The organism is Pseudomonas sp. R3-41, assembly GCF_054161485.1.
On record NZ_CP096421.1, the window covers coordinates 6,444,463 to 6,470,862 of the forward strand.

Genomic DNA, 26,400 nt, shown 5'->3' on the forward strand with positions numbered 1-26,400 from the left:
GTCTTATTAACCTTTAAGCTGAGCCAGGGCGCGGTAGTCCGCTCCCAGCGTGGCCTGTAGAACTTCTTTCGGATAATCGTCGGTCACCACCGCTTCGCCCATGTGGCGCAGCAGCACCAGGCGCAGACGACCGTCGATCACTTTTTTGTCGATTGCCATGTGTTGAAGAAAATCCGCCTCGCTCATTTCCTCGGGCGGAACCACCGGCAGCCCGGCGCGCTGGAACAGACGAATACCGCGATCGCGCTCCTGCTCGCTGATCCAGCCCAGGCGCGCGGACATCTCCAGGGCCATGACCGTACCGGCCGCAACCGCTTCACCGTGCAGCCAGACACCATAGCCCATGTGGGTTTCGATGGCATGGCCAAAGGTGTGCCCCAGGTTGAGCGTGGCGCGCACCCCGGACTCACGCTCATCGGCACCGACCACGGCGGCCTTGGCGGCGCAGGAGCGCTCGATGGCGTAGGTCAGCGCCGTTTGATCCAACGCACGCAGGCGGTCGACGTTCTCTTCGAGCCAGCCCAGGAACGGTTCGTCGCAGATCAGCCCGTACTTGATGACTTCCGCCAGCCCCGCAGACAGCTCGCGAGCCGACAAGGTATTGAGGGTGGCGGTGTCGATCAGCACCACGTTGGGCTGATAGAACGCACCGACCATGTTCTTGCCCAGCGGATGGTTGATTCCGGTCTTGCCGCCCACCGACGAGTCGACCTGCGACAACAGCGTAGTGGGGATCTGGATGAAATCGACACCACGCTGGTAGCAGGCGGCGGCAAAACCGGCCATGTCGCCGATCACACCGCCGCCCAGGGCAATCACCGTGGTACGGCGATCGTGCCGTGCGGTCAGCAGGCCGTCGAAAATCAGTTGCAGGGTTTCCCAATTCTTGAAGGCTTCGCCGTCGGGCAATACCACGGAAATCACCGAAAAGGCCGACAGGCTGCGGGTCAGACGCTCCAGATACAGAGGCGCGACGGTTTCATTGGAAATGATCGCCACTTGCCGCCCGGCGATATGCGGCGCCAGCAGTTCAGGCTGGTCCAACAAGCCTTCGCCAATGTGAATCGGGTAGCTGCGCTCGCCCAGGTCGACCTTAAGTGTCTGCATGTGTCCCCACAGTGAAGATGGAATCAGGCGTCCTGCCTGCAATTAACGAAAGTCCACGGTGCTTGTCCTGACGCCAGTTAATGGCCATACGCCACGCCCCAGACGGGCCAAAACGGGACGTCGAGGATAGCGCATTTCGCCAGGCGCATTAACGGGGCGGTAGCTGCTGAAGGCGATCGAGAATATCCAGCACCACCATCCGCGGCGGCCGCTCATCGGTTTCCACCACTAGGTCGGCGATCTCCCGATACAGCGGATCACGCAGCTCCAGCAGGTCGCGCAGGGTCTTGGCCGGGTCAGCGGTGCGCAACAGCGGCCGGTTGCGGTCCCGGGCAGTGCGGCCGACCTGCTGCTCGACAGAGGCGTGCAAATAGACCACTCGTCCGCCGGCATGCAGCGCCTGACGATTGGCTTCGCGCATCACCGCACCACCGCCGGTGGCCAACACCACGCCCTCGAACGCGCACAGCTCGGCAATCATCGCCTGCTCACGGTCACGAAAGCCCGGCTCGCCTTCCTTATCGAAGATCCATGGGATATTGGCACCCGTGCGCAATTCAATTTCCTTGTCGGAATCTTTGAACGGCAGGCGCAGCTCTTTGGCCAGCAAACGGCCGATGGTGCTTTTTCCAGCGCCCATCGGCCCAACAAGAATCAAATTTCGCACAGAATCAACGACTCACAGCAATCGCCTGGTTATTCATGATACGCGGAGTGAGGAACACCAGCAGCTCGGATTTTTTCTCCGAAACCACATCACGCCGGAAAAGGCGGCCAAGATACGGCACATCGCCAAGAAATGGCACCTTATCTACGACCTTGCTCTGAGTATTTGAGAAAACCCCGCCAATCACAATGGTCTCGCCATCATTGACCAAGACCTTGGCGTTGACTTCGTTTTTCTTGATCGGCGGCACATCCTGCACCTTGTTCAGGTAGTCCGGCTCATCCTTGGTGACCTTGACCTCCATGATGATGCGGTTGTCCGGGGTGATTTGCGGGGTCACTTCCAGGGACAGCGAGGCCTCCTTGAACGACACCGAGGTGGCACCGCTGGAGCTGGCTTCCTGATAAGGAATCTCCGTGCCCTTGAGGATCTTGGCCGTCTCCTTGTCGGACGTCACCACCTTGGGCTGGGAGACGATTTCCCCGTTACCGGTTTTCTCCATGGCCGTCAGCTCAAGGTCCAGCAATACGTTGTCGGTGATGAACGCAATGCCGATCCCCGAAGTATTGCCCGAGGCGCCCAGATCCACGAACGGCTGATTGGTGCCGGTACTGCCCGGCGTGCCGATGGTGGTGGAGGTGCCGGTGGTCACCCCCGAGGAGTTCCAGTTGCCCTTGTTCTGGATCGAACCGCCCCAGCGCACGCCCAGGCTTTTGTCGTAGTCGACGTTGGCCTCGACAATTCGCGCCTCGATCATCACCTGGCGTACCGGAATATCCAGCTGCGCCACAATCCGGCGCAGTTCGTCGAGCCGGTCCTGGGTCTGGTAGGCAATGATGTTGTTGGTGCGCTCATCCACCGTGATCGTGCCGCGCTCATCGGCTTTCGCCTCGGCGCTGGTCACCGACTGGAACAGCTTGGCGATGTCCGCCGCCTTCGCATAGTTGACCTGCAGCAGCTCACGCCGCAGTGGCGCCAGGTCGGCAATCTGCTTTTGCGACTCCAGCTCCTGGCGCTCCCGCGCCGCGATTTCATCGGCCGGGGCCACCAGCAGCACGTTGCCGACCTTGCGCTTGTCCAACCCCTTGGTCTTGAGCACCAGGTCCAGCGCCTGGTCCCACGGCACATTTTGCAGCCGCAGGGTGATGCCACCCTGTACCGTGTCGCTGGCCACCAGGTTCAGGTTGGTAAAGTCGGCAATCAATTGCAGAACCGAACGCACCTCGATGTCCTGGAAGTTGAGCGAGAGTTTTTCGCCGCTGTAGGCAGCGCGGTCGGCGTTGCGTTTTTGCAGGTCGTCGACGGTCATGGGCCGGACGCTGACGGTGAGCTTGTTGTCGGTCTGGTAGGTCGAGTAGTCGAAGGTGCCGCTGGGCTCGATGCTGATGGTCGCTCGGTCGCTACCGGCGCTGGCATTGACGAATTGCACCGGGGTGGCGAAGTCCTTGACGTCCAGGCGCACCCGCAGCGGCTCGGGCAATTGGGTCTTGGCGAAATTGAGAATGATCTTGCCTTCGCGCTCCTGGATGTCCGGGGCGATGGACGGATCGGACAAATCGATCACCACGTTGCCTTCGCCCTGGGTCCCGCGCTGGAAATCCACCCCACGGATCGCCTTGCCCACCGGCGCACTGCTCCTGGCAGGCGCCGCGCTGGCCACCGCCGGGCGCGGAGCCTGGGCGGTGCTGTTGCGGGCAGTGCTCTTCGGGGCGGCGCCCTTGCCGACCACCACGAACAGGTTATTGCCTTCGACCCGGGTGTCATACGGCGCCAGTTGAGTCAGGCCGATGATCAACCGGGTGCGATCCCCCGCCTCGACCACGGTGGCGCTACGCGCATTGCCCCCACCCAGGTCGCGGCTTCTACTGGCCAGTTGATTGGTCACGCCCGGCAGGTCCAGCGCAATCCGGGCTGGTTGTTCGGTGGTGTAGCCCCGCGGTGTCGGCGGCGGTCCGTCGAAGATAAGTTTCAACTCGACACGGTCCCCCGGCAACGCCGCCACATCCAGCGTCTTCAGGCCGGCCCCAAGAACCATCGGCGATAACAGCGCTGTCCATAGCGAAATACCGAGGGCTGAAAAAAACCTGTTCATTGTTCGACTTCCACTATGAATGCTCTTTCAAAGGAATGGTCCGGGGTCGCTCCAGCCAGGCACCCTCGCCATCGGGAACGATTTCGACCACATCGACCTGGGTGGCGCTGATGGCGACTATCCGCCCGTCGTTGCGTCCCAGATAGTCACCGACCTTGAGCCGGTGCACCCCGCCCGCGCCCCGCAGGAGCGCGAAGGAGCCCGCGGCGTTGGAGATCGTACCGACCATTTCGAACTGTTCGATGTTGAAGCCTTCCAGGTACTGCTTGACCCGGTTGGGGTCGGGCCGGACGTTGCGCGAGCCGCGCTGCCGGTCGGCCTGGTCCACACGGACCTGCCGGGAAAACGGGCTGCGCAGGTTGGCGGCGCTGTAGGTAAAGGTCTCCTGGGGCCTGAACGTCGGCGTCGGCTCGATCTTGCCGGGCGGGCGCAGGCGCACTTCGTTCATGTAGGCGTCCAGGTCGCTGAACCCGCTGTCATTGTTGCAGCCCGCCAACACGACCAGGCCTGCCAGCAGACAGAGACGGCACACCATCGGCCTCATGGCTGCGCCTCCTGCTCGTTGTAGCGGTAGGTCTTGGCCTGGATGCTCATGCGCAGTTTCGTGCCAGCCTCGGGCTCCATCGGGGCGATCTCGAAATCATGCAGCGTGACGATCCGGGGCAGCCCCGCCACCCCACTGACGAACGTCGCCAGGTCGTGGTAGCCGCCGGTCACGGTGATCTGGATCGGCAGCTCGATATAGAAAGGCTGGGTGACTTCCGGCAGCAGCTTGATTTCCTCGAACTCCAGGCCGCTGCCCAACCCGGTGCGGGTAATGTCTTCCAGCAGGCCCGGCACCTCGGTATCGCTGGGCAATTGCCGCAACAGCACACCAAAAGACGTTTCCATCTGTTTCATCTGCTCGGTGTAGCGTTCCAGGTTCGCGGCCATGTGGGCCTTGCCCGCGAATTGCGCCTTGAGCGTGTTCTCTTCCTCGCGCACCTGCTGCAATTGGTTTTCCAGGTCACTCAAGGCAAAGTTATAGCCCAGCCCCAGCACCAGGGCCACCAGCAGGATGCCGGCCAGCCATTTGATCGGTGCCGGCCAGGAGCCGATATTGTTGGTGTCCAGATCATTGATGTCGATCTTGCGCAGCGCGTCGAACCACTCCCCCGGCTTCATTCGGCGTCCTCCACTTCGACCGGGCGGGTCTGGCGAACCGTCAGCTGGAAAACGTTGGCCTGGTCGAGCTGGCCAGCGGTGGTCGCCTTCACCTCCGTCAAACTGGGCGCATCGAACAGGTCCGACGAGTCCAGGTTGCGCATCAGGTCCGAGACCCGGTTGTTCGATTCCGCAGCGCCCTTGATGAAGAGCGTCCGGTCTTCCATTTTCACTTCGGTGAAGTAAACGCCATCCGGCAGGGTCCGCACCAACTGGTCGAAGATGCGTCCGCTGACCGGTCGATTTCCTTGCAAGTCCTGGATAATGCGCATGCGCTCCAGCAATTGCTGGCGACGGGCTTTCAATTCGCTGATCTGCTTGATGCGCTCATCGAGCACGGCGATCTGGCCGGAGAGATGGCTGTTGCGAGCGACCTGATGGTCGATGGCGTTGTCGATGTAGCGGACGGCGACCAGAATCACCCCGACCGCTCCGACGAGCGCACCCACCAAGGCCAGCAGAAAGCGTTTGCGCCGCTCTTCGCGCAGCTCTTCGCGCCAGGGAAGCAGGTTGATCCGCGCCATCAGTCGAAACTCCTGAGGGCCAGCCCGCAAGCGATCATCAGCGCCGGCGCATCACTGGCCAGGGCACCGGCATTGACCTTGCTGCTCAGGGCCATGTTGGTGAACGGGTTGGCCACCTGCGTCGGCGTGCCCAGGCGTTGCTCGATCAGCCGGTCCAGGCCAGCGACGGAAGCCGTGCCCCCGGCCAACAGAATGTGATCCACCGCGCTGTACTGGCCCGAGGCGAAGAAAAATTGCAGGGAGCGCGAAACCTGCTGCACCAGGGCCTCGCGAAAAGGTTGCAACACTTCGCCGAGATAATCGTCCGGCAGCCCACCCTGCTTCTTTGCCAGGCCCGCCTGCTCGGGTGTCAGGCCGTAGCGGCGCTGAATTTCCTCGGTCAACTGGCGGCCGCCGAACAGTTGTTCGCGGGTATAGATGATGCGCCCGTTGTGCAGCACGCTGAGGGTGGTCATGGTGGCGCCGATGTCGATGACCGCCACGGTCAGCCGCTCCTGGGACGCGGCCAGTTGCGTGGCGAGCAGGCCAAACGCCCGTTCCAGCGCATACGCCTCCACATCTACCACCCGGGCCGTCAACCCGGCGAGCGCCAACGCCGCCTCGCGGACCTCGACGTTTTCCTTGCGACAGGCCGCCAGCAGTACTTCGACGCGTTCGGCGCTGCGGGGCGAAACGCCCATCACTTCGAAATCGATGGCCACCTCATCCAGCGGATAGGGGATGTATTGATCGGCCTCGATCTTGAGCTGGTTCTCCATCTCGTCGTCGGACAGGCCGGCGTCCATCTCGATGGTCTTGGTGATCACCGCCGAGCCCGCCACGGCCACCGCCACGCTGCGCAGGGGTGTCCGGGCCTTGGCCAGCAGCCGCGACAACGCCTGCCCCACCCCTTCGAGCTCGGCGATGTTCTTCTCGATCACGGCGTTGGCCGGCAACGGTTCGACCGCGTAGGACTCGACGCGGTATCGCTCGCCCTGGCGACTCAACTCGAGCAGCTTCACCGACGTCGAACTGATGTCGATCCCCAGAAGCGCATGGGCTTTTTTATTGAAGAGTCGTAGCACTACCAATTCCCTATGACTATCCGTGAGTTACGGACTCTCTAATATGCATTGCGTTCAATCACGGCCGTCCGACGGACGTCCGGATGGCATGCCTGACGAAAAAAAATGCTTATAATGCCCAGCGTTTTTTTTCGCTTTGTTGCAAGCACGGGTCCATCCCTGCACCTGGCGCCTTTTTCATTCTTTGCCTGGATATCCAAAAGCCTTGATTCGTCTGCTGAAATTTTTCGGATGGTCCATCGTCGCCGTTTTCTGCGGACTGCTCTTGGGCCTGAGCGGTGCTTTTCTTTACCTTAGTCCGGGTTTGCCGTCCGTGGAGGCGCTGAGAAGTATTCAGTTGCAGATTCCTTTGCGGGTGTACAGCAGCGACAACAAGTTGATCGCCGAATTTGGCGAAATGCGCCGCACACCGATCCGTTTCGCCGACATTCCCCCCAATTTCATCAATGCGTTACTAAGTGCTGAAGACGATAACTTCGCCAACCACTATGGCGTCGATCCTGGCAGCCTGATGCGCGCGGCCAGCCAGTTGGTCAAGAGCGGGCACATCCAGTCCGGCGGCAGCACCATCACCATGCAAGTGGCCAAGAACTTCTTCCTGACCAGCGAGCGCAGCTTTTCGCGCAAGACCACCGAGATCCTCCTGGCCCTGCAGATCGAACGGCAACTGACCAAGGATGAAATCCTCGAGCTGTACGTGAACAAGATTTACCTGGGCAACCGCGCCTACGGCATCGAGGCGGCGGCGCAGGTGTATTACGGCAAGTCGATCCGCGATGTGAGCCTGGCGCAGATGGCGATGATCGCCGGCCTGCCCAAGGCCCCGTCGCGCTTCAACCCGCTGGCCAACCCGACGCGCAGCAAGGAGCGACGCGACTGGATCCTGGGACGCATGTACAAGCTCGGCAAGATCACCGAGGCCGACTACACCGCCGCGATCAATGAGCCGCTGAACGCCAGCTATCACGTGCCGACGCCGGAAGTGAACGCCCCGTACATTGCCGAGATGGCCCGTGCCGAGATGGTCGGGCGTTATGGCAGCGACGCCTACACCGAAGGTTTTCGCGTGACCACCACGGTGCCGAGCAACTTGCAGGAAATGGCCAACACCGCGCTGCACGAGGGCCTGATGACCTACGACCAGCGCCACGGCTACCGTGGCCCTGAATCGCGCCTGCCGGGCAAGACCAAGGAAGCCTGGGCCCTGGAACTGACCAAGCAACGCACCATCAGCAGCCTGGAGCCAGCGATCGTCACCTCGGTGGACAAGGACGGCATCAAGGTGCTGACCCGCAATGGCGAGCAGGAAGAACACGTAGCCTGGGACACCATGAAATGGGCCCGCCCATTCCTCAACACCAACAGCATGGGCGCCAACCCACGGCAACCGTCGGACGTGGCCCAGGTCGGCGACCTGGTCCGCGTCCAGCGCCAGGCGGACAATACGCTCAAGTTCAGCCAGATCCCGGCCGCCCAGGGCGCGCTGGTGTCCCTCGACCCACAGAACGGCGCGATCCGCTCGCTGGTGGGTGGCTTCGCCTTCGAGCAAAGCAATTACAACCGCGCCTTGCAGGCCAAGCGCCAGCCAGGCTCGAGCTTCAAGCCGTTTGTCTACAGCGCCGCCCTGGATAACGGCTATACCGCCGCCAGCCTGGTGAACGATGCGCCGATCGTGTTCGTCGATGAATACCTGGACAAGGTCTGGCGACCGAAGAACGACACCAATACCTTCCTCGGCCCGATTCGCCTGCGCGAGGCGCTGTACAAATCCCGTAACCTGGTCTCGATCCGCTTGCTGCAAGCGCTGGGCGTGGACCGCACCATCGACTACATCAGCAAGTTCGGCTTCAACAAGCAGGACCTGCCGCGCAACCTGTCCCTGGCCTTGGGCACCGCGACCTTGACGCCGATGGAAATCGCCATGGGCTGGAGCACGTTTGCCAACGGCGGCTACAAGATCACCCCGTACATCATCGACAAGATCGAAAGTCGCAATGGCGAGACACTGTTTGTTGCCAACCCGCCACGGGTCCCCACGGGCGAGCCGGCCAGCGATGGCGTCGCCGCACCGTCCACCGAGACGTTCACGGTCAATGCGACACCAGGTGAAGCCGCGACGGCCCCAGGCCTGCCGCAAGCACCCGCCATCGCGGAGCGCATTGTCGATGGCCGCACCACCTACATTCTCAACAGCATGCTGCAGGACGTTATCAAGCTCGGCACTGGCCGTCGCGCCCTGGCCCTGGGCCGCACTGACCTGGCGGGCAAGACCGGCACCACCAATGAATCCAAGGACGCCTGGTTTTCCGGCTACAACGCCGACTACGTGACCACCGTCTGGACCGGTTTCGACCAGCCTGAAAGCCTGGGCCGCCGCGAGTTCGGCGGCACCGTGGCGCTGCCGATCTGGATGAACTACATGGGTGCCGCCCTCAAGGACAAACCGCCGCACACCCAGCCGGAGCCGGAAGGCATCCTCAGCCTGCGGGTCGACCCGGTCAGCGGCCGTGCGGCCACGCCAGGCACCCCAGGGGCGTACTTCGAACTGTTCAAGAGCGAAGACACGCCACCGTCGGTCAACGAGCTGGGCAACGGCGTCGCCCCGGGCAGCCCGCTGCCGGCGGACGAAGCGGCACCGATCGATTTGTTCTGACCCATCCACATCCCTGTGGGAGCCGAGCTTGCTCGCGATGGCGGCAGCCCAGGCAACCCAAAACCCGTGGCGAGGGAGCTTGCTCCCGCTGGCCTGCGCAGCAGGCCCTGCATGTTTATAGACCGACCGCATTGCCCGGTTTGCGACTGCTACGCAGCCGAGCGGGAGCAAGCCCCCTCGCCACAGGGTTGGATTGAGGCTCGAGCGTTGGGCTGAGAGGCCTTGGGTGATTGAAGCGCGCTCCCACAGAGGGATTTGTGGCGGTCGCACAATCAACGTCCACCACCGAACCAATGTGGGAGCCGAGCTTGCTCGCGATGGCGGCAGCCCAGACAACCCAAAACCCGTGGCGAGGGAGCTTGCTCCCGCTGGCCTGCGCAGCAGGCCCTGCATGTTTATAGACCGACCGCATTGCTCGGTTTGCGACTGCTACGCAGCCGAGCGGGAGCAAGCTCCCTCGCCACAGGGTTGGATTGAGGCTCGAGCGTTGGGCTGAGAGGCCTTGGGTGATTGAAGCTCGCTCCCACAGAGGGATTTGTGGCGGTCGCACAATCAACGTCCACCACCGAACCAATGTGGGAGCCGAGCTTGCTCGCGATGGCGGCAGCCCAGGCAACCCAAAACCCGTGGCGAGGGAGCTCGCTCCCGCTGGCCTGCGCAGCAGGCCCTGCATGTCTATAGACCGACCGCATTACCCGGTTTGCGACTGCTGCGCAGCCGAGCGGGAGCAAGCTCCCTCGCCACAGGGTTGGATTGAGGCTCGAGCGTTGGGCTGAGAGGCCTTGGGTGATTGAAGCTCGCACACAGAGGGATTTGTGGCGGTCGCACAATCAACGTCCACCACCGAACCAATGTGGGAGCCGAGCTTGCTCGCGATGGCGGCGGGTCAGCTTGCCTCGATGCTGAATGCCAGACTGCAATCGCGAGCAAGCTCGGCCCCCACAGGGATCTGCGGTGCTCATACAAAACCGGCACAAAAAAGCCCCGACTCACAGAGCCGGGGCTTTTTATTTGACGCTACAACGGCTTAGCCGTTGAACACGTCATCCACGCTCTTGAGCGGGTAGTTCTTTGGATACGGCAGGGTCGCCACGCCCGTCTCGATGGCGGCCTTGGCCACGGCATCGGAGATCAGGGTAATCAGGCGGGCGTCCATTGGTTTCGGGATGATGTACTCACGACCGAATTCCAGCTTGATGCCGCCGTAGGCGTCGCACACTTCCTGAGGCACCGGCAGCTTGGCCAGTTCACGCAGGGCGTTGGCGGCCGCGACTTTCATTTCTTCGTTGATGCGCTTGGCGCGAACGTCCAGGGCACCACGGAAGATGAACGGGAAGCCCAGTACGTTGTTGACCTGGTTCGGGTAGTCCGAACGGCCGGTGGCCATGATCACGTCGTTGCGGGTCGCGTGGGCCAGTTCCGGGGAGATTTCTGGGTCCGGGTTCGAGCAAGCGAACACGATTGGGTTCGGTGCCATGCGCAGCAGGTTTTCCGCGCTCAGCAGGTTCGGACCCGACAGGCCGACGAATACGTCGGCACCGTCCAGCGCGTCCGCCAGGGAGCGCTTGTCGGTCGCGTGGGCGAACACGGCTTTGTACTGGTTCAGGTCGTCACGGCCGGAGTGGATCACGCCGGTACGGTCGACCATGAAGATGTTTTCGATCTTGGCGCCCATGCTCACCAGCAACTTCATGCAGGAGATGGCCGCAGCGCCGGCACCCAGGCAGACGATCTTGGCTTCCGGCAGGGTCTTGCCGGCGATTTCCAGGGCGTTGATCATGCCGGCCGCGGTAACGATCGCGGTGCCATGCTGGTCATCGTGGAATACCGGAATGTCGCACTGTTCGATCAGGGCGCGCTCGATCTCGAAGCACTCAGGAGCCTTGATGTCTTCCAGGTTGATGCCACCGAAGGTGATGGAGATGCGCTTGACGGTGTCGATGAAGGCTTGCGGGCTCTCGGAATCGACTTCGATGTCGAAAACGTCGATACCGGCGAAGCGCTTGAACAGCACGCCCTTGCCTTCCATGACTGGCTTGGACGCCAATGGGCCGAGGTTACCCAGGCCGAGGATCGCGGTGCCATCGGAAATGACTGCAACCAGGTTGCCTTTACCGGTGTATTTGTAGGCCAGTTCAGGGTCGCGAGCGATTTCGCGGACTGGTTCGGCTACGCCGGGGCTGTAGGCCAGCGACAAGTCGCGAGCAGTAGCGGTGGCCTTGGTGAGCTCGACACTCAGCTTTCCTGGACGAGGATGAGCGTGATATTCGAGAGCGGCAGTTTTCAGATCAGACATGTGGGCATTCCGCTTTTTACTGTGTTGGACAGACGGACCGCCGAGGATACGCGCCTCGCAAAGTCCCCACAAGACTGACCAGTCACTGCTGTCAAGCGCCCTGCCCTACGACTTTGGGCCAAGAGCCGCGAAACACAAGGGCTACATGCATACAATATAGCGACGGAATGTCTACAATTTTTTCCTACAGAACCGCTTCCAGCATGGCCGGATCCGTCAACGGCAACATCCATCGCGCTTGACCGGCTTTATTTCCGCCACGCCGGGCGCGGTCGATAACCCAGCCACGCGCCTCGATTGTCCGCCCTTTGAGCCGCTCCAGGGCCGAGGCATCAAAACGTCTCTGCAAATTGGGCGCAATGTGCAGGACAACCGCCCCCTGCAATTTAATCCAGATACCACCGCGATTGCGTTGCACGCTTTCTACTCGCCCACGGGTCAGCACGAAGCCGGGGGCATTGATCTGCTCCGCTCGCACCACTGGGGATTTTTTCCAAACACCTGATCCGGCCTGGCGCGCATGACGTTCGGCCATTTGCTGACAACTGACCAGATCAACGTTCGGCGCGACTGCCACCAGAAACCCCAACCCTTCGGCAATCAGGCGCTCTTCGAGGTTCTCGCCCTGGGCGTTGTAGACATGGGCCAGGGTGCGACCGTAATCGTCGCGGTCGTCCTTGCCAGGCAATACGCCCACCCGGCCACCGCTGGCAGCCACCAGGGCCTCGAGTCGCTGGCGCGCCGCCACGGCGAACGGCTCGTCGGCGCGGCCGCGCTTGCCCAGCTCAGGGCTATTGAGGCCGATCATCCGAATGCGGCGGCCATCCTCCAGGTACAAGGTGTCGCCATCCACCACGCGCTGCACCGCCACCTGGGGCAGGTTGCCCGGCACAGGACAGGCGCCCTGGGCACCGCAGAGCCAAATCGCAGACACAAAAAAGGCGCCCGCGAGGGACGCCTTCTTCATCAGTCTGGAGCAGTCGAGACGACCATCCAAAATGATCAGCCTCAGGCTTTTGGAGTAACTTTGCCGAAAGCACCGAAACGATCGGCGAACTTCTGAACACGGCCGCCGGTATCCAGAGTCTTCTGCTTACCGGTGTAGAACGGGTGGCATTCGTTGCAAACGTCGATCGCCAGGGCTTTGCCGTAGGTCGAACGGGTTTCGAACTTGTTGCCGCAGCTGCAGGTTACGGCAATTGCTGGGTATTCCGGATGGATATCGGTTTTCATGCTGTTTTCCTCAGGCTAGCGTGCCGCCACCCAACACTATTGTTGAATACCGCACGTAATTAGGCCGCGGATTCTACCAGACATCGTCATTCGCGCAAGCTATGCCTTGTACCAACCGTCTGCTAGGCTCCCGGCCTCATGCGCGATCCTTCTTGTGGGACTTGTGGGAGCGGGCTTGCTCGCGAAGGCGGTGTGTCAGGCACATCATTTCTGCCAGATAATCCGCCTTCGCGAGCAAGCCCGCTCCCACATTCAGCGCCAGCCTCACCCAATGTCTGTTTATTGAGATTGCCCCGCGTGCCCGACGCCATCCTGCGCCTCGCCCTGCCTTCGCCCCTGCGCCGCCTGTTCGACTACCGCGCCCCGGCCGGGATCCTGCGCGCCCAGTTGCAGCCGGGCATGCGCCTGCGGGTGCCGTTCGGCCGGCGGGAAATGATCGGCATCCTGGTGGAAGTCACCGACCACAGCGAGGTCCCGGCCGACAAGCTCAAACCGGCCCTGGCGCTGCTCGATGCCACGCCGCCGCTGCCCGCCTCGCTGTTCAAGCTGTGCCTGTGGACGTCCCAGTATTACCAGCACAGCCTCGGCGATACCCTGAGCTGGGCGCTGCCGGTGCTGCTGCGCCAGGGCGAGCTGGCCGAGGCGCGCCAAGAGCGGTTCTGGTCGGTGGCCCCGGGGGCCTCGCTGGACGATCCCCGCATCGCTCGCGCCCCGCGCCAGCGCGAAGCCTTGGCGACCCTGGCCCAACACCCCCATGGCGTGGCCCATCAACTGCTGAGCAAACTGATACTCAGCAAGGACAGCCTGGACCTGTTGCTGGCCAAGGACCTGGTCCAGGTGGAAATCCGTCGGCACGCCCCCGGCGCCCGCCATGAACATTGGCTGGCCCAGCCGGAACTGCCACTCAATGCCGAGCAGCGGGCCGCTTGCGAAGCGATTCGCGCAGGTTTTGACAGTTATCACGCCTTTCTGTTGGCAGGCGTCACCGGCAGCGGCAAGACCGAGGTCTACCTGCAACTGATCCGCCAGACCCTGGAGGCCGGCAAGCAGGCCCTGGTGCTGATTCCGGAAATCAACCTCGGCCCACAAACCCTGGCGCGCTTCGAACAGCGCTTCAATGCGCGGATCGCCCTGGTGCACTCGGCGGTCAACGACCGTGAACGCCTGGAAGCCTGGCTCGCCGCCCGTGATGGCGAGGCCGACATCATCATCGGCACCCGCTCGGCCCTGTTCACGCCGATGAAGAACCCTGGCCTGATCATCATCGACGAAGAGCACGATGGCTCTTATAAACAGCAGGAAGGCCTGCGCTATCACGCCCGCGACCTGGCATTGGTGCGCGCCCGCCAGGAAAACATCCCGATCGTGCTCGGCTCGGCCACGCCCTCGCTGGAAAGCCTGCACAACGCCTACACCGGCCGCTACGGCCTGTTGCGCCTCAACGAACGGGCCGGTGGCGCCAAACAACCGCGCTTCCTGCGCCTGGATGTGAAAAGTCGTCCGCTGGACAGCGGTATTTCCGGACCGATGCAGCAAGCCATCGGCCAGACCCTGGCCGCCGGGCAACAGGTGCTGGTATTCCTCAATCGTCGCGGTTTTGCCCCGACCCTGCTGTGCCACGACTGTGGCTGGATGTCTGGCTGCGAACGCTGCGACGCGCGGATGACCGTGCATCAACGCCATGGCGAGCTGCGTTGTCACCATTGCGGCCACGTCGAGCGCGTGCCAAGGCATTGCCCGCAGTGCGGCAAAGTGGATTTGCGCCCGGTCGGCGCCGGCACCGAACGCGCCGAAGAACGGCTGGGCATCCTGTTTCCGGACTACCCGGTGTTGCGGGTCGACCGTGACAGCACCTCGCGCAAGGACGCGATGAACCAACTGTTCGCGACGATCCAGAAGGGTCAGCCGTGCATATTGGTGGGCACGCAGATGCTCGCCAAGGGGCATCACTTCCCACGGGTCACCCTGGTGTCGATCCTCGACGCCGATGGCGGGCTATTCTCCGGCGACTTCCGCGCCAGCGAGCGCATGGCGCAGTTGATCGTCCAGGTCGCGGGCCGGGCCGGTCGGGCCGAGGAACCGGGCAAAGTGATCATCCAGACGCACCTGGCCGACCACCCACTGCTGATCCAACTGACCGAACAGGGTTACTTCGCCTTCGCCGAGCAGGCCTTGAGCGAACGCCGCAGCGCCGGCCTGCCGCCCTTTGCCCACCTGGCGCTGTTGCGGGCCGAAGCCCACAAGCCGGGGCAGGCCGAAGGTTTCCTCGATGAGGCTTGCAGCGAGGCGGAGCGTTTGCTGGCCGAGCAGAGCCTCACCGGCATCGAACTCCTGGGGCCGGTGCCAGCGCCGATGGAACGGCGAGCCGGGCGCTATCGCGCGCAACTTTTATTGCAGGCCAATGCCCGGGCGCCGCTGCATCGACTGCTGAGCGCCTGGCTACTGGTACTGGAACAGATGCCCAGCGGGCGGGCGGTGCGCTGGTCGCTGGATGTGGATCCGGTGGATTTGTATTGACCACTGCCCCCCTGTGGGAGCGGGCTTGCTCGCGAAGGTGGTGGGTCAGTTGCGGTGATATTGGCTGTGCCACCGCTTTCGCGAGCAAGCCCGCTCCCACAGGGTCCGAGTGCATGCTGACCATCTGGAATAGTTACCAACCAACCCGCTACAGTTGGCAAGCTCGCCCGCGCCACGGATAATGCCCAGTTTTTCCACCAGCGCATCGAAGCGCCGCCGCGCCTGCGGTTGAAAGAGAAGACCATGAAAGACACCATTCGCCAGCTCATCCAGCAAGCCATCACCCAACTCGTCGCTGAAGGTGTGCTGCCAGAAGGCCTGTCGCCGGCGATTCAGGTCGAGAACACCCGCGACAAGACCCACGGCGACTTCGCCAGCAACATCGCGATGATGCTCGCCAAGCCGGCCGGCATGAAACCTCGCGACCTGGCGGAAAAAATCATCGCCGCGCTGCCGGCCGACGAGAACGTCAGCAAGGCTGACATCGCCGGCCCCGGGTTCATCAATTTCTTCCAGAACACCCAGGCCCTGGCCTCGCGCCTGGACGCGGCGCTGGCCGACGAACGCATCGGCGTGCGCAAGGCCGGCCCGTTGCAGCGCACCGTGGTCGACCTCTCGGCCCCCAACCTGGCCAAGGAAATGCACGTCGGCCACCTGCGCTCGACCATCATCGGCGACGGCGTGGCCCGGGTCCTGGAGTTTCTTGGCGACACCGTGATCCGCCAGAACCACGTCGGCGACTGGGGCACCCAGTTCGGCATGCTGATGGCCTATCTTCAGGAAAACCCGATCACCAGCGATGAGCTGTCGGACCTGGAGAACTTCTACCGCGCCGCCAAGCAACGCTTCGACGAGTCGCCGGAGTTCGCCGACCGCGCCCGTGGCCTGGTGGTCAAGTTGCAGGCCGGCGATGCCGAGTGCCTGGCGCTGTGGACCAAGTTCAAGGACATCTCCCTGTCCCATTGCCAGAAAATCTACGAGCTGCTGAACGTCAAATTGACCATGGCCGACGTGATGGGCGAAAGCGCCTACAACGACGACCTGGTCAACGTGGTCAACGACCTCCGGGCCAAAGGCATGCTGGTGGAAAGCAACGGCGCCCAGTGTGTGTTCCTCGATCAATTCAAGACCGCCGATGGCGAGCCGCTGCCGGTGATCATCGTCAAGGCCGACGGCGGCTACCTCTACGCCACCACCGACCTGGCGGCCGTGCGCTACCGCAACGGCGTGCTCAAGGCCGATCGGGTGCTGTATTTCGTCGACCAGCGCCAGGCCCTGCACTTCCAGCAAGTGTTCGAAGTGGCACGCCTGGCTGGTTTCGTGACCCATCCGATGGAGATGGAGCACATGGGCTTCGGCACCATGAACGGCGCCGACGGTCGTCCGTTCAAGACCCGCGACGGCGGCACGGTGAAGCTGATCGACCTGCTGACCGAAGCCCAGGACCGCGCCTACACCCTGGTCAAGGGCAAGAACCCGGACCTGGCCGAAGACGAACTGCGCAAGATCGCCAAGGTCGTGGGCATCGACGCGGTGAAATACGCCGATCTGTCCAAGCACCGCACCAGCGACTACAGCTTCAACTTCGACCTGATGCTCAATTTCGAAGGCAACACCGCGCCGTACCTGCTGTACGCCTACACCCGCGTGGCGGGCGTGTTCCGCAAGCTCGGCAAAGACTTCAATGAAATAGACGGCCAGATTGTGCTCCAAGCCCCGCAGGAGCAGGAGCTCGCGGCGAAACTGGCGCAGTTCGGCGAAGTGCTGAACAACGTCGCCGACAAAGGCACGCCGCACACGCTATGCGCCTACCTGTACGATGTCGCCGGCCTGTTCTCCAGCTTCTACGAGAACTGCCCGATCCTCAACGCGCAAACCCCGGAGCAAATGCAGAGCCGCCTGCGTCTCGCCGCACTGACCGGGCGCACGCTCAAGCAAGGCCTGGAACTGCTCGGCCTGGAACCCCTGGAGCGCATGTAAGTTGGCCGCCAAGAAAAAACCTGCACCCAAGCGCGGCGCCAGTCGTTACCAGCCCCCGGCCAAACAGCCGATTCCGGGCTGGTTGTGGATGGCCATCGGCCTGACCGTCGGCGCGTTCATTGTGTTTTTGATGAAGCTGGAGCCGGGCCAGGGCGATGACGTCAAGCGCGTCCGCCAAGAGCAGCAGAAAGCCACGCGCATCGCCGAGGCCAACAAGACCCCGCCGAGTCCGACGCAACCGGTGAAGCCGAAGTACGACTTCTACACCTTGCTGCCGGAATCGGAAGTCATCGTGCCGCCCGACGCCGTACCGGAGAAGACCCTGCCGACGCCACAAGTGCCCCAGGTGCCCACCACACCGGTGACCCCGGCCGAAGCGGCGAAAATCGACACCGCCCGCGCCCAGGCGGCCCTGGCGGGCATCACGCCGCCACCGGCCCCGCCCGTGCAGAAAGCCGCGCCGGTGACGAAGTTCTTCCTGCAAGCCGGTTCGTTCCGCAAGGAAGCCGACGCCGACAAGGTCCGGGCGCAGATCATTCTGCTGGGCCAGTCTGTATCGGTGGAGTCCGGTACGGTGAAGGATGAAACCTGGTACCGGGTACTTGTCGGCCCGTTCAGTAACCGCGAGGAACTGACCAAGGCCCAGAAACAATTGGCGGGCAGCGGGTTCAGCAACCTGTTGTTACAACAACGCCAGAGCCGCTGATTTTCGCTGAGCCCCCTGTGGCCGGGGGGCTTTTGTGGCGAGGGAGCTTGCTCCCGCTGGGCTGCGCAGCAGCCCTAAAAGCTTGGGACCGCTGCGCGGTCCAGCGGGAGCAAGCTCCCTCGCCACAAAGAAGTCCTCTGCCAAAAACAGCGAGGGACCACTCATCCCCTCCGCCACCCCACAGTTGAAAAACCCCACGCCACCCCCATATGAGTTCCATCCGGGCATTTTCGCCCCGCTGCGTGGAGACTCTTCCCTTGACCACCATCGTTTCAGTCCGCCGTCACGGCAAAGTCGTCATGGGCGGCGACGGCCAGGTTTCATTGGGCAACACCGTGATGAAAGGCAACGCGAAGAAAGTCCGCCGCCTGTACCACGGCGAGGTCATCGCCGGTTTCGCCGGGGCCACTGCCGACGCCTTCACGTTGTTCGAGCGTTTCGAAGGTCAGCTTGAGAAACACCAGGGCCACTTGGTCCGTGCCGCCGTGGAGTTGGCCAAGGAATGGCGCACCGACCGCTCCCTGAGCCGCCTCGAAGCCATGCTCGCGGTCGCCAACAAGGACGCCTCCTTGATCATCACCGGCAACGGCGACGTCGTTGAACCCGAGGACGGCCTGATCGCCATGGGTTCCGGCGGTGCCTACGCGCAGGCCGCGGCCAGCGCCCTGCTGAAAAAGACCGACCTGTCGGCCCGCGAGATCGTCGAGACTGCCTTGGGCATCGCCGGCGACATCTGTGTCTTCACCAACCACACCCAGACTATTGAGGAGCAGGACCTCGCGGAGTAAGCCCTTCCAGGCCCAGACTTCCGCTTGAGGACCGCCAATTATTATGTCCATGACTCCCCGCGAAATCGTCCACGAACTCAACCGCCATATCATCGGCCAGGACGATGCCAAGCGCGCCGTCGCCATCGCCCTGCGTAACCGCTGGCGCCGGATGCAGCTGCCCGAAGAGCTGCGCGTCGAAGTGACCCCCAAGAACATCCTGATGATCGGCCCGACCGGTGTCGGCAAGACCGAAATCGCCCGGCGCCTGGCCAAGCTCGCCAATGCGCCGTTCATCAAGGTCGAAGCCACCAAGTTCACCGAAGTCGGTTATGTCGGCCGCGACGTCGAATCGATCATCCGTGACTTGGCCGACGCTGCGATCAAGTTGCTGCGCGAACAGGAAATCACCAAGGTCCGCCATCGCGCCGAAGACGCTGCCGAAGAACGCATTCTCGATGCGCTCCTGCCGCCAGCGCGCATGGGCTTCAACGCCGACTCCGCCGCGACACAGGATTCCAACACCCGCCAGTTGTTCCGCAAGCGCCTGCGCGAAGGCCAACTGGATGACAAGGAAATCGAGATCGAAGTGGCCGAAATGGCTGGCGTCGACATTTCCGCGCCACCGGGCATGGAAGAAATGACCAACCAGTTGCAGAGCCTGTTCGCCAACATGGGCAAGGGCAAGAAGAAGAGCCGCAAGCTCAAGGTCAAGGAAGCGCTGAAACTGGTGCGCGACGAAGAAGCCGGCCGCCTGGTCAACGAAGAAGAATTGAAGGCCAAGGCACTGGAAGCGGTCGAGCAGCATGGCATCGTGTTTATCGATGAAATCGACAAGGTTGCCAAGCGCGGCAATGTCGGCGGTGCCGATGTGTCCCGCGAAGGCGTTCAACGCGACCTGCTGCCGCTGATCGAAGGCTGCACGGTCAACACCAAGCTGGGCATGGTCAAGACCGACCACATCCTGTTCATTGCGTCCGGTGCGTTCCACCTGAGCAAACCGAGCGACCTGGTGCCGGAGCTGCAGGGTCGCTTGCCGATCCGTGTCGAACTCAAGGCGCTGACGCCGGAAGACTTCGAGCGCATCCTCAGCGAGCCCCATGCGTCCCTGACCGAACAGTATTGCGCGCTGCTCAAGACCGAAGGCCTGAGCATCGAGTTCACGCCAGAAGGCATCAAGCGCCTGGCGCAGATCGCCTGGCAGGTCAACGAAAAGACCGAGAACATCGGTGCCCGTCGCCTGCACACGCTGCTCGAACGCTTGCTCGAGGAAGTGTCGTTCAGCGCCGGCGACCTGGCCAGCGCCCACAACGAAGCGCCGATCCTCATCGACGCCGAGTACGTCAACAGCCACCTGGGTGAGCTGGCGCAGAACGAAGACCTGTCGCGGTATATCCTGTAAGCCACCCCCAGTGTGAGCGAGCTCCTGTGGCGAGGGAGCTTGCTCCCGCTGGGCTACGAAGTAGCCCCAAGAACCAGAAGCCACCGCTCAATCAGGTGGATCGCAACGAGTTTTTGGGAGGGCTTCGCCCTCCAGCGGGAGCAAGCTCCCTCGCCACATAATGTTCACACATGGCTTCAAGAGACTGACGACCCCATGACCAAACTCCCCACCGCCATCAACCTGCACAAAGCCTCCAAGACCCTGACGCTCAAATACGCGCCGGACGAGGAGTACCACCTGCCCGCCGAATTCCTGCGGGTGCACTCGCCTTCCGCCGAGGTCCAGGGCCACGGCAAACCCATCCTGCAATACGGCAAGCTCAACGTTGCCCTGACCAAGGTCGAACCGGCCGGCCAGTACGCACTGAAACTGACCTTCGACGACGGCCACGACAGCGGTTTGTTCACCTGGGACTACCTCTACCAGTTGGCGGTGCGCCAGCAAGACTTGTGGAACGATTATCTTGGCGAACTCAAGGCCGCCGGAAAAACCCGCGATCCGAACGAGTCCGTCGTCAAGCTGATGCTCTAACTCAAGGGCTGGCGCTTTAGGGCGAACTTTCTAGACTCATCTGCTTGAATGCCCGCGCAGCAACGTCAATGACTGGCCTGCTTGCGAAAAAAATTAAACTCGGGTAACCAATGGAGCTGGCAAGTTCCCTGCAAAGGAACCGGCGAGTTCCTGGCACACGTTTCCTCATTGCCCTCGATGCGGAATTTATGGTCACCCCGAGCAGCGTACCTGGTATTGGCCTTGCGGCTTCATGGCACGATCCCGGTACTCGTCTGAAGGACAATGGAGCGTCGTAGATGAGCAACAAGAACAACGATGAGTTGAAGTACCAAGCCTCGGAAAACACCCTGGGCTTGAATCCCGTCGTCGGCTTGCGCAGGAAAGACCTGCTGGCCTCTGCCCGGATGGTGCTGACCCAGGCCATCAAGCAACCACTGCACAGCGTCAAGCACGTCGCCCATTTCGGCGTCGAGCTCAAGAACGTCCTGTTCGGCAAGTCCGAGCTGCAACCGGCCGGTGACGACCGTCGCTTCGCCGACCCGGCGTGGAGCCAGAACCCACTCTACAAACGTTACCTGCAAACCTACCTGGCGTGGCGCAAGGAGCTGCACGCCTGGATCGACGACAGCAACCTGCCGCCCGCGGACATCAGCCGCGGGCATTTCGTGATCAACCTGATGACCGAAGCCATGGCCCCGACCAACTCGGCGGCCAACCCGGCGGCGGTCAAGCGCTTCTTCGAAACCGGCGGCAAGAGCCTGCTCGACGGGCTGTCCCACCTGGCCAAGGATATCGTGCACAACGGCGGGATGCCGAGCCAGGTGAACATGGGCGCGTTCGAGGTCGGCAAGAGCCTGGGCGTGACCGAAGGCGCCGTGGTGTTTCGCAACGACGTGCTGGAGCTGATCCAGTACCGGCCCATCACCGAGCAGGTCCACGAGCGACCGCTGCTGGTGGTGCCACCACAGATCAACAAGTTCTACGTCTTCGACCTGAGTCCGGACAAGAGCCTGGCGCGCTTCTGCCTGCGCAGCAACGTACAGACGTTCATTGTCAGCTGGCGCAACCCCACCAAGGCCCAGCGCGAATGGGGCCTGTCGACCTACATCGAGGCGCTCAAGGAAGCGGTGGACGTGGTCACGGCCATCACCGGCAGCAAGGACGTGAACATGCTCGGTGCCTGCTCCGGTGGCATCACCTGCACCGCGCTGCTGGGCCATTACGCCGCCCTCGGCGAGAAAAAGGTCAATGCCCTGACCTTGCTGGTGAGTGTGCTCGACACCACCCTGGACACCGACGTGGCGCTGTTCGTCGATGAACAGACCCTGGAAGCGGCCAAGCGCCACTCCTACCAGGCCGGCGTACTCGAAGGCCGCGACATGGCCAAGGTCTTTGCCTGGATGCGCCCCAACGACCTGATCTGGAACTACTGGGTCAACAATTACCTGCTGGGCAACGAACCGCCGGTGTTCGACATCCTGTTCTGGAACAACGACACCACACGGTTGCCGGCGGCGTTCCACGGCGACCTCATCGAAATGTTCAAGAACAATCCACTGATCCGCCCCAACGCATTGGAAGTGTGCGGCACGCCCATCGACCTCAAGCAGGTCACCGCCGACATCTTCTCCCTGGCCGGCACCAACGACCACATCACGCCATGGAAGTCCTGCTACAAGTCCGCGCAATTGTTCGGCGGCAAGGTGGAGTTCGTGCTGTCGAGCAGCGGTCATATCCAGAGCATTCTCAACCCGCCCGGCAACCCCAAGTCGCGCTACATGACCGGCGAGGACATGCCGGCCAAGGCCGAGGACTGGCAGGAAAACTCCACCAAGCACACCGACTCCTGGTGGCTGCACTGGCAGGCCTGGCAGGCCGAGCGCTCGGGCAAATTGAAAAAAGCCCCGACCGTGCTGGGCAACAAGGCCTACCCGGCCGGTGAAGCGGCGCCGGGCACCTATGTGCATGAGCGGTGATGGATGCAACTCGTCTGCTGGGGCGTGGGCGTGCTCACGAATGCACTCCGGCAGCCGACATTAACGGTGAATGCAAGGCCGTCTTCGCGAGCAAGCCCGCTCCCACATTGGGTTTGGCTGTGAACATGAGTTTCAGGTTCGCAACCGATCTAATGTGGGAGCGGGCTTGCTCGCGAAGGCCGCGACTCGGTCCGACAGACCGAACACTGGTAACCCGAGACATGACCCACAGGGCTTGAAGCATGCTGCAACCGTACATCTTCCGTACCGTCGATCTGGATGGCCAGACCTTGCGCACCGCGGTACGTCCCGGCAAGCCTCACTTGACGCCATTGCTGATTTTCAACGGCATCGGCGCCAACCTGGAGCTGGTGTTTCCGTTCATCCAGGCCCTGGACCCGGACCTGGAAGTCATCGCCTTTGACGTGCCCGGCGTCGGCGGTTCATCGACGCCCAACCGGCCGTATCGCTTTCCGGGCCTGGCCAAACTCACCGCACGGATGCTCGATTACCTCGACTACGGGCAGGTCAACGTGATCGGCGTATCCTGGGGCGGCGCCCTGGCCCAGCAGTTCGCCTACGACTACCCGGAGCGCTGCAAGAAGCTGGTACTGGCGGCCACGGCGGCTGGGGCGGTGATGGTGCCGGGCAAACCGAAGGTGCTGTGGATGATGGCCAGCCCCCGGCGCTATGTTCAACCGTCCCATGTGATGCGTATCGCGCCACTGATCTATGGTGGTTCGTTCCGCCGCGACCCGAGCCTGGCGGCCAGCCACGCAGCCAAGGTGCGTTCGGCGGGCAAGCTCGGTTACTACTGGCAACTGTTCGCCGGCCTCGGCTGGACCAGCATCCACTGGCTGCACAAGATCCACCAGCCGACCCTGGTGCTGGCCGGCGATGACGACCCGCTGATTCCACTGATCAACATGCGCATGCTGGCCTGGCGCATTCCCAACGCCCAATTGCACATCATCGATGACGGCCATCTGTTCCTGATCACCCGGGCCGAGGCGGTGGCGCCGATCATCATGAAATTCCTGGAGGAAGAACGTCAGCGCGCGGTGATGCATCCGCATCCCTCGCCGCTGGGCGGTGGCTGAAACCGCCCATTAGCGCCTGGCAGGACGCCGGATTGCGCAGCAACCCGAAACAGCGACTATGTTGTCTGGTTCGGTGTGTTTGTTTTTAGCCTGATGACGAAGGAGTTGACTCATGCGCGACAAACCGGCGAAGGGTTCCATGCCCGCACCTGCCAGTTTCATCAACGCACAAAGTGCGGTCACCGGACTGCGTGGCAGGGACCTGCTGTCCACCCTACGGAGCGTGGCCGCACACGGCTTGCGCAACCCGGTGCACAGTGCCCGGCATGCGTTGAAACTGGGCAGTCAATTGGGCCGTGTGCTGCTGGGCGAGACCCTTCACCCCACCAACCCCAACGACCCGCGTTTCGCCGATCCCACCTGGCAGCTCAACCCCTTCTACCGCCGCAGTTTGCAGGCCTACCTGAGTTGGCAAAAACAGGTCAAGAGCTGGATCGACGAAAGCGACATGAACGAGGACGACCGCGCCCGCGCCCACTTCGCCTTCGCCCTGCTCAACGACGCCGTAGCGCCGTCCAATACCTTACTCAACCCGCTGGCGGTCAAGGAACTGTTCAACTCCGGCGGCTCCAGCCTGGTCCGAGGCATCAGCCACCTGGTGGACGACCTGCTGCACAACGACGGCTTGCCGCGCCAAACCACGCCCCACGCCTTTGAAGTCGGCAAGACCCTGGCGACCACACCCGGCGCGGTGGTGTTTCGCAACGAACTGCTCGAACTGATCCAGTACCGGCCCATGAGCGAAAAGCAGTACGCCAAGCCATTGCTGATCGTCCCGCCGCAGATCAACAAGTTCTATATTTTCGACCTCAGCCCCTCCAACAGCTTTGTCCAGTACGCCCTGAAAAACGGTTTGCAGGTCTTCATCATCAGTTGGCGCAACCCGGACGTACGCCACCGCGAATGGGGCCTGTCCAGCTATGTCGAGGCCGCCGAAGAGGCGATGAATGTGTGCCGGGCGATCACTGGCGCTCGCGAGGTCAACCTGATGGGCGCCTGCGCCGGGGGCATGACCATCGCCGCCCTGCAAGGCCACCTGCAAGCCAAGCGCCAGCTTCGCCGGGTCGCCAGTGCCACGTACCTGGTGAGCCTGCTGGACAGTCAGATCGACAGCCCGGCCACGCTGTTCATCGACGAACAGACCCTCGAAGCCGCCAAGCGCCGCTCCTACCAGAAAGGCATCCTCGATGGTCGCGACATGGCACGGGTGTTCGCCTGGATGCGCCCCAACGATCTGATCTGGACCTACTTCATCAACAACTACCTGCTGGGCAAGGAACCGCCAGCCTTCGACATCCTCTACTGGAACAACGACTGCACGCGGCTGCCGGCGGCCTACCACGGCGACCTGCTGGACTTCTTCAAGCACAACCCACTGACCCATCCCGGCGGCCTGGAAGTGTGCGGCACGCCCATCGACCTGCAAAAAGTGACAGTGGACAGCTTCAGCGTGGGCGGTATCAACGACCACATCACGCCCTGGGACGCGGTGTATCGCTCGACCCTCCTGCTGGGGGGCGAAAAACGCTTCGTGCTCTCCAACAGCGGCCATGTCCAGAGCATCCTCAATCCGCCAGGCAACCCCAAGGCCAACTACATCGAAAGCGCAAAGCTGAGCAGCGACCCGCGAGCCTGGTACTACGACGCCACGCATGTCGAAGGCAGCTGGTGGACGCAATGGCTGGGCTGGATCCAGGCACGCTCCGGCGCCCAGCACGAAACCCAGATGACCTTGGGCAACGTTAATTACCCGCCGCTGGACGCCGCCCCTGGAATCTATGTTCGCGTGCGCTGAAGGCCTCACGCCACGGCCAGGCGCTTGGCCGTGGCACGACTTGACCATTAAGAAGACCGGATGAAAACCCGCGACCGCATCCTTGAATGTGCCCTTCAATTATTCAACGAAAAGGGCGAGCCGAACGTATCGACGATGGAAGTTGCCAACGAAATGGGCATCAGCCCAGGCAACCTCTACTACCACTTCCATGGCAAGGAACCGCTGATCCTGGGGCTGTTCGAGCGCTTCCAGAGCGAGCTGGCGCCGCTGCTCGACCCACCGGCGGACGCGCAGTTGGCGCCGGAAGACTACTGGCTGTTCCTGCACTTGATCGTCGAGCGCCTGGCCCAGTACCGGTTTCTGTTCCAGGACCTGTCCAACCTGGCCGGACGCCTGCCGAAGCTGGCCAAGGGCATCCGCCAATTGCTCAACGCCCTGAAGCGAACCCTCGCCTCACTGCTGGCGCAACTCAAGGCGCAGGGGTTGCTGGTCAGCGACACCCAGGCCTTGGGGCAACTGGTGGAACAGATCACCATGACCTTGCTGTTCTCCTTGGACTATCAGCGGATCCTCGGTCGCGAGGGCGAGGTTCGATTGGTGGTCTATCAGATCATGATGCTGGTGGCCCCACACTTGCCGCCCGCAACCAAGGTGGCGACAGAGCGACTGGCGTTGCGGTACCTGGAAGAACACGATTAACCAGTGGCAGTGGCAGTGGCAGTGGCAGTGGCAGTGGCAGTGGCAGATCCATTGTGGGAGCGAGCTTTGTGGGAGCAAAGCT

Annotated in this window: 21 protein-coding genes; 11 read left to right on the forward strand and 10 right to left on the reverse strand. The window is 62.5% G+C overall.

Annotated features, from left to right (window positions below):
• Window positions 1-6: 6 nt before the first annotated feature.
• The 7 genes from aroB to M1D99_RS27855 all read right to left on the reverse strand — a co-directional run bounded on the left by aroB (window position 7) and on the right by M1D99_RS27855 (window position 6,657).
• A complete protein-coding gene (gene aroB / locus M1D99_RS27825) occupies window positions 7-1,107 on the reverse strand; it encodes a 3-dehydroquinate synthase (RefSeq protein WP_458131108.1) in 1,101 nt (366 codons plus the stop codon).
• A 148-nt stretch (window positions 1,108-1,255) separates the two neighbouring features.
• Window positions 1,256-1,774, reverse strand: a complete 519-nt coding sequence (gene aroK / locus M1D99_RS27830) for a shikimate kinase AroK (protein ID WP_458131109.1) — start codon at window positions 1,772-1,774, stop codon at window positions 1,256-1,258.
• A 4-nt stretch (window positions 1,775-1,778) separates the two neighbouring features.
• On the reverse strand, window positions 1,779-3,866 hold the full coding sequence (gene pilQ, locus M1D99_RS27835) for a type IV pilus secretin PilQ (protein WP_434572888.1): 2,088 nt from the start codon (window positions 3,864-3,866) through the stop codon (window positions 1,779-1,781).
• A gap of 13 nt (window positions 3,867-3,879) precedes the next feature.
• Window positions 3,880-4,410 carry a pilus assembly protein PilP gene (locus M1D99_RS27840; RefSeq protein WP_272972270.1) on the reverse strand — a complete coding sequence of 177 codons (531 nt, stop codon included), beginning with the start codon at window positions 4,408-4,410 and terminating at the stop codon, window positions 3,880-3,882.
• On the reverse strand, window positions 4,407-5,030 hold the full coding sequence (gene pilO, locus M1D99_RS27845) for a type 4a pilus biogenesis protein PilO (RefSeq protein ID WP_186706083.1): 624 nt from the start codon (window positions 5,028-5,030) through the stop codon (window positions 4,407-4,409). Before pilO ends, M1D99_RS27840 begins: the two co-directional genes overlap by 4 nt.
• The gene (locus tag M1D99_RS27850; protein WP_186706084.1) at window positions 5,027-5,593 is read right to left on the reverse strand and encodes a PilN domain-containing protein; all 567 of its coding nucleotides are present in this window, start codon (window positions 5,591-5,593) and stop codon (window positions 5,027-5,029) included. Before M1D99_RS27850 ends, pilO begins: the two co-directional genes overlap by 4 nt.
• Complete coding sequence (locus tag M1D99_RS27855; protein ID WP_186706085.1) at window positions 5,593-6,657, reverse strand: type IV pilus assembly protein PilM; 1,065 nt, start codon at window positions 6,655-6,657, stop codon at window positions 5,593-5,595. The genes M1D99_RS27850 and M1D99_RS27855 overlap by 1 nt, the downstream gene beginning before the upstream one ends.
• Window positions 6,658-6,865: 208 nt before the next feature.
• Between M1D99_RS27855 and M1D99_RS27860 the strand changes: the two genes are divergently transcribed.
• Entirely contained in the window at window positions 6,866-9,310 is a 2,445-nt protein-coding gene (locus tag M1D99_RS27860; RefSeq protein WP_434576639.1) for a penicillin-binding protein 1A, read from the forward strand.
• A gap of 1,027 nt (window positions 9,311-10,337) precedes the next feature.
• Here M1D99_RS27860 and M1D99_RS27865 read toward each other — a convergent pair.
• From M1D99_RS27865 to rpmE, 3 genes are all read right to left on the reverse strand, one after another.
• Entirely contained in the window at window positions 10,338-11,606 is a 1,269-nt protein-coding gene (locus M1D99_RS27865; protein WP_003186625.1) for a malic enzyme-like NAD(P)-binding protein, read from the reverse strand.
• Between the two features lie 184 nt (window positions 11,607-11,790).
• The gene (locus tag M1D99_RS27870) at window positions 11,791-12,573 is read right to left on the reverse strand and encodes a thermonuclease family protein (RefSeq protein ID WP_458131110.1); all 783 of its coding nucleotides are present in this window, start codon (window positions 12,571-12,573) and stop codon (window positions 11,791-11,793) included.
• Window positions 12,574-12,614: 41 nt separating this feature from the next.
• Entirely contained in the window at window positions 12,615-12,839 is a 225-nt protein-coding gene (gene rpmE, locus M1D99_RS27875) for a 50S ribosomal protein L31 (protein WP_014336159.1), read from the reverse strand.
• A 297-nt stretch (window positions 12,840-13,136) separates the two neighbouring features.
• Between rpmE and M1D99_RS27880 the strand changes: the two genes are divergently transcribed.
• The 10 genes from M1D99_RS27880 to M1D99_RS27925 all read left to right on the forward strand — a co-directional run bounded on the left by M1D99_RS27880 (window position 13,137) and on the right by M1D99_RS27925 (window position 26,318).
• Window positions 13,137-15,356, forward strand: a complete 2,220-nt coding sequence (locus tag M1D99_RS27880) for a primosomal protein N' (RefSeq protein ID WP_458131111.1) — start codon at window positions 13,137-13,139, stop codon at window positions 15,354-15,356.
• Between the two features lie 243 nt (window positions 15,357-15,599).
• Complete coding sequence (argS, locus tag M1D99_RS27885) at window positions 15,600-17,336, forward strand: arginine--tRNA ligase (protein ID WP_458131112.1); 1,737 nt, start codon at window positions 15,600-15,602, stop codon at window positions 17,334-17,336.
• 1 nt (window position 17,337) lies between these two features.
• Window positions 17,338-18,042 (forward strand): SPOR domain-containing protein, encoded by a 705-nt coding sequence (locus M1D99_RS27890; RefSeq protein WP_053117638.1) that lies wholly within the window; start codon window positions 17,338-17,340, stop codon window positions 18,040-18,042.
• Between the two features lie 257 nt (window positions 18,043-18,299).
• The gene (gene hslV / locus M1D99_RS27895; protein WP_003196958.1) at window positions 18,300-18,830 is read left to right on the forward strand and encodes an ATP-dependent protease subunit HslV; all 531 of its coding nucleotides are present in this window, start codon (window positions 18,300-18,302) and stop codon (window positions 18,828-18,830) included.
• A gap of 43 nt (window positions 18,831-18,873) precedes the next feature.
• Window positions 18,874-20,211, forward strand: a complete 1,338-nt coding sequence (gene hslU / locus M1D99_RS27900; RefSeq protein ID WP_186706092.1) for an ATP-dependent protease ATPase subunit HslU — start codon at window positions 18,874-18,876, stop codon at window positions 20,209-20,211.
• A gap of 195 nt (window positions 20,212-20,406) precedes the next feature.
• The gene (locus tag M1D99_RS27905) at window positions 20,407-20,784 is read left to right on the forward strand and encodes a gamma-butyrobetaine hydroxylase family protein (protein WP_434572900.1); all 378 of its coding nucleotides are present in this window, start codon (window positions 20,407-20,409) and stop codon (window positions 20,782-20,784) included.
• Window positions 20,785-21,062: 278 nt separating this feature from the next.
• Window positions 21,063-22,742, forward strand: a complete 1,680-nt coding sequence (gene phaC, locus M1D99_RS27910; protein ID WP_186706094.1) for a class II poly(R)-hydroxyalkanoic acid synthase — start codon at window positions 21,063-21,065, stop codon at window positions 22,740-22,742.
• A gap of 242 nt (window positions 22,743-22,984) precedes the next feature.
• Window positions 22,985-23,842, forward strand: coding sequence for a poly(3-hydroxyalkanoate) depolymerase (gene phaZ, locus M1D99_RS27915; protein ID WP_458131113.1), 858 nt, complete (start codon window positions 22,985-22,987; stop codon window positions 23,840-23,842).
• Between the two features lie 112 nt (window positions 23,843-23,954).
• Entirely contained in the window at window positions 23,955-25,637 is a 1,683-nt protein-coding gene (gene phaC, locus M1D99_RS27920; protein WP_434572903.1) for a class II poly(R)-hydroxyalkanoic acid synthase, read from the forward strand.
• A gap of 60 nt (window positions 25,638-25,697) precedes the next feature.
• Window positions 25,698-26,318 (forward strand): TetR/AcrR family transcriptional regulator, encoded by a 621-nt coding sequence (locus tag M1D99_RS27925; RefSeq protein ID WP_186706096.1) that lies wholly within the window; start codon window positions 25,698-25,700, stop codon window positions 26,316-26,318.
• Window positions 26,319-26,400: the final 82 nt, after the last annotated feature.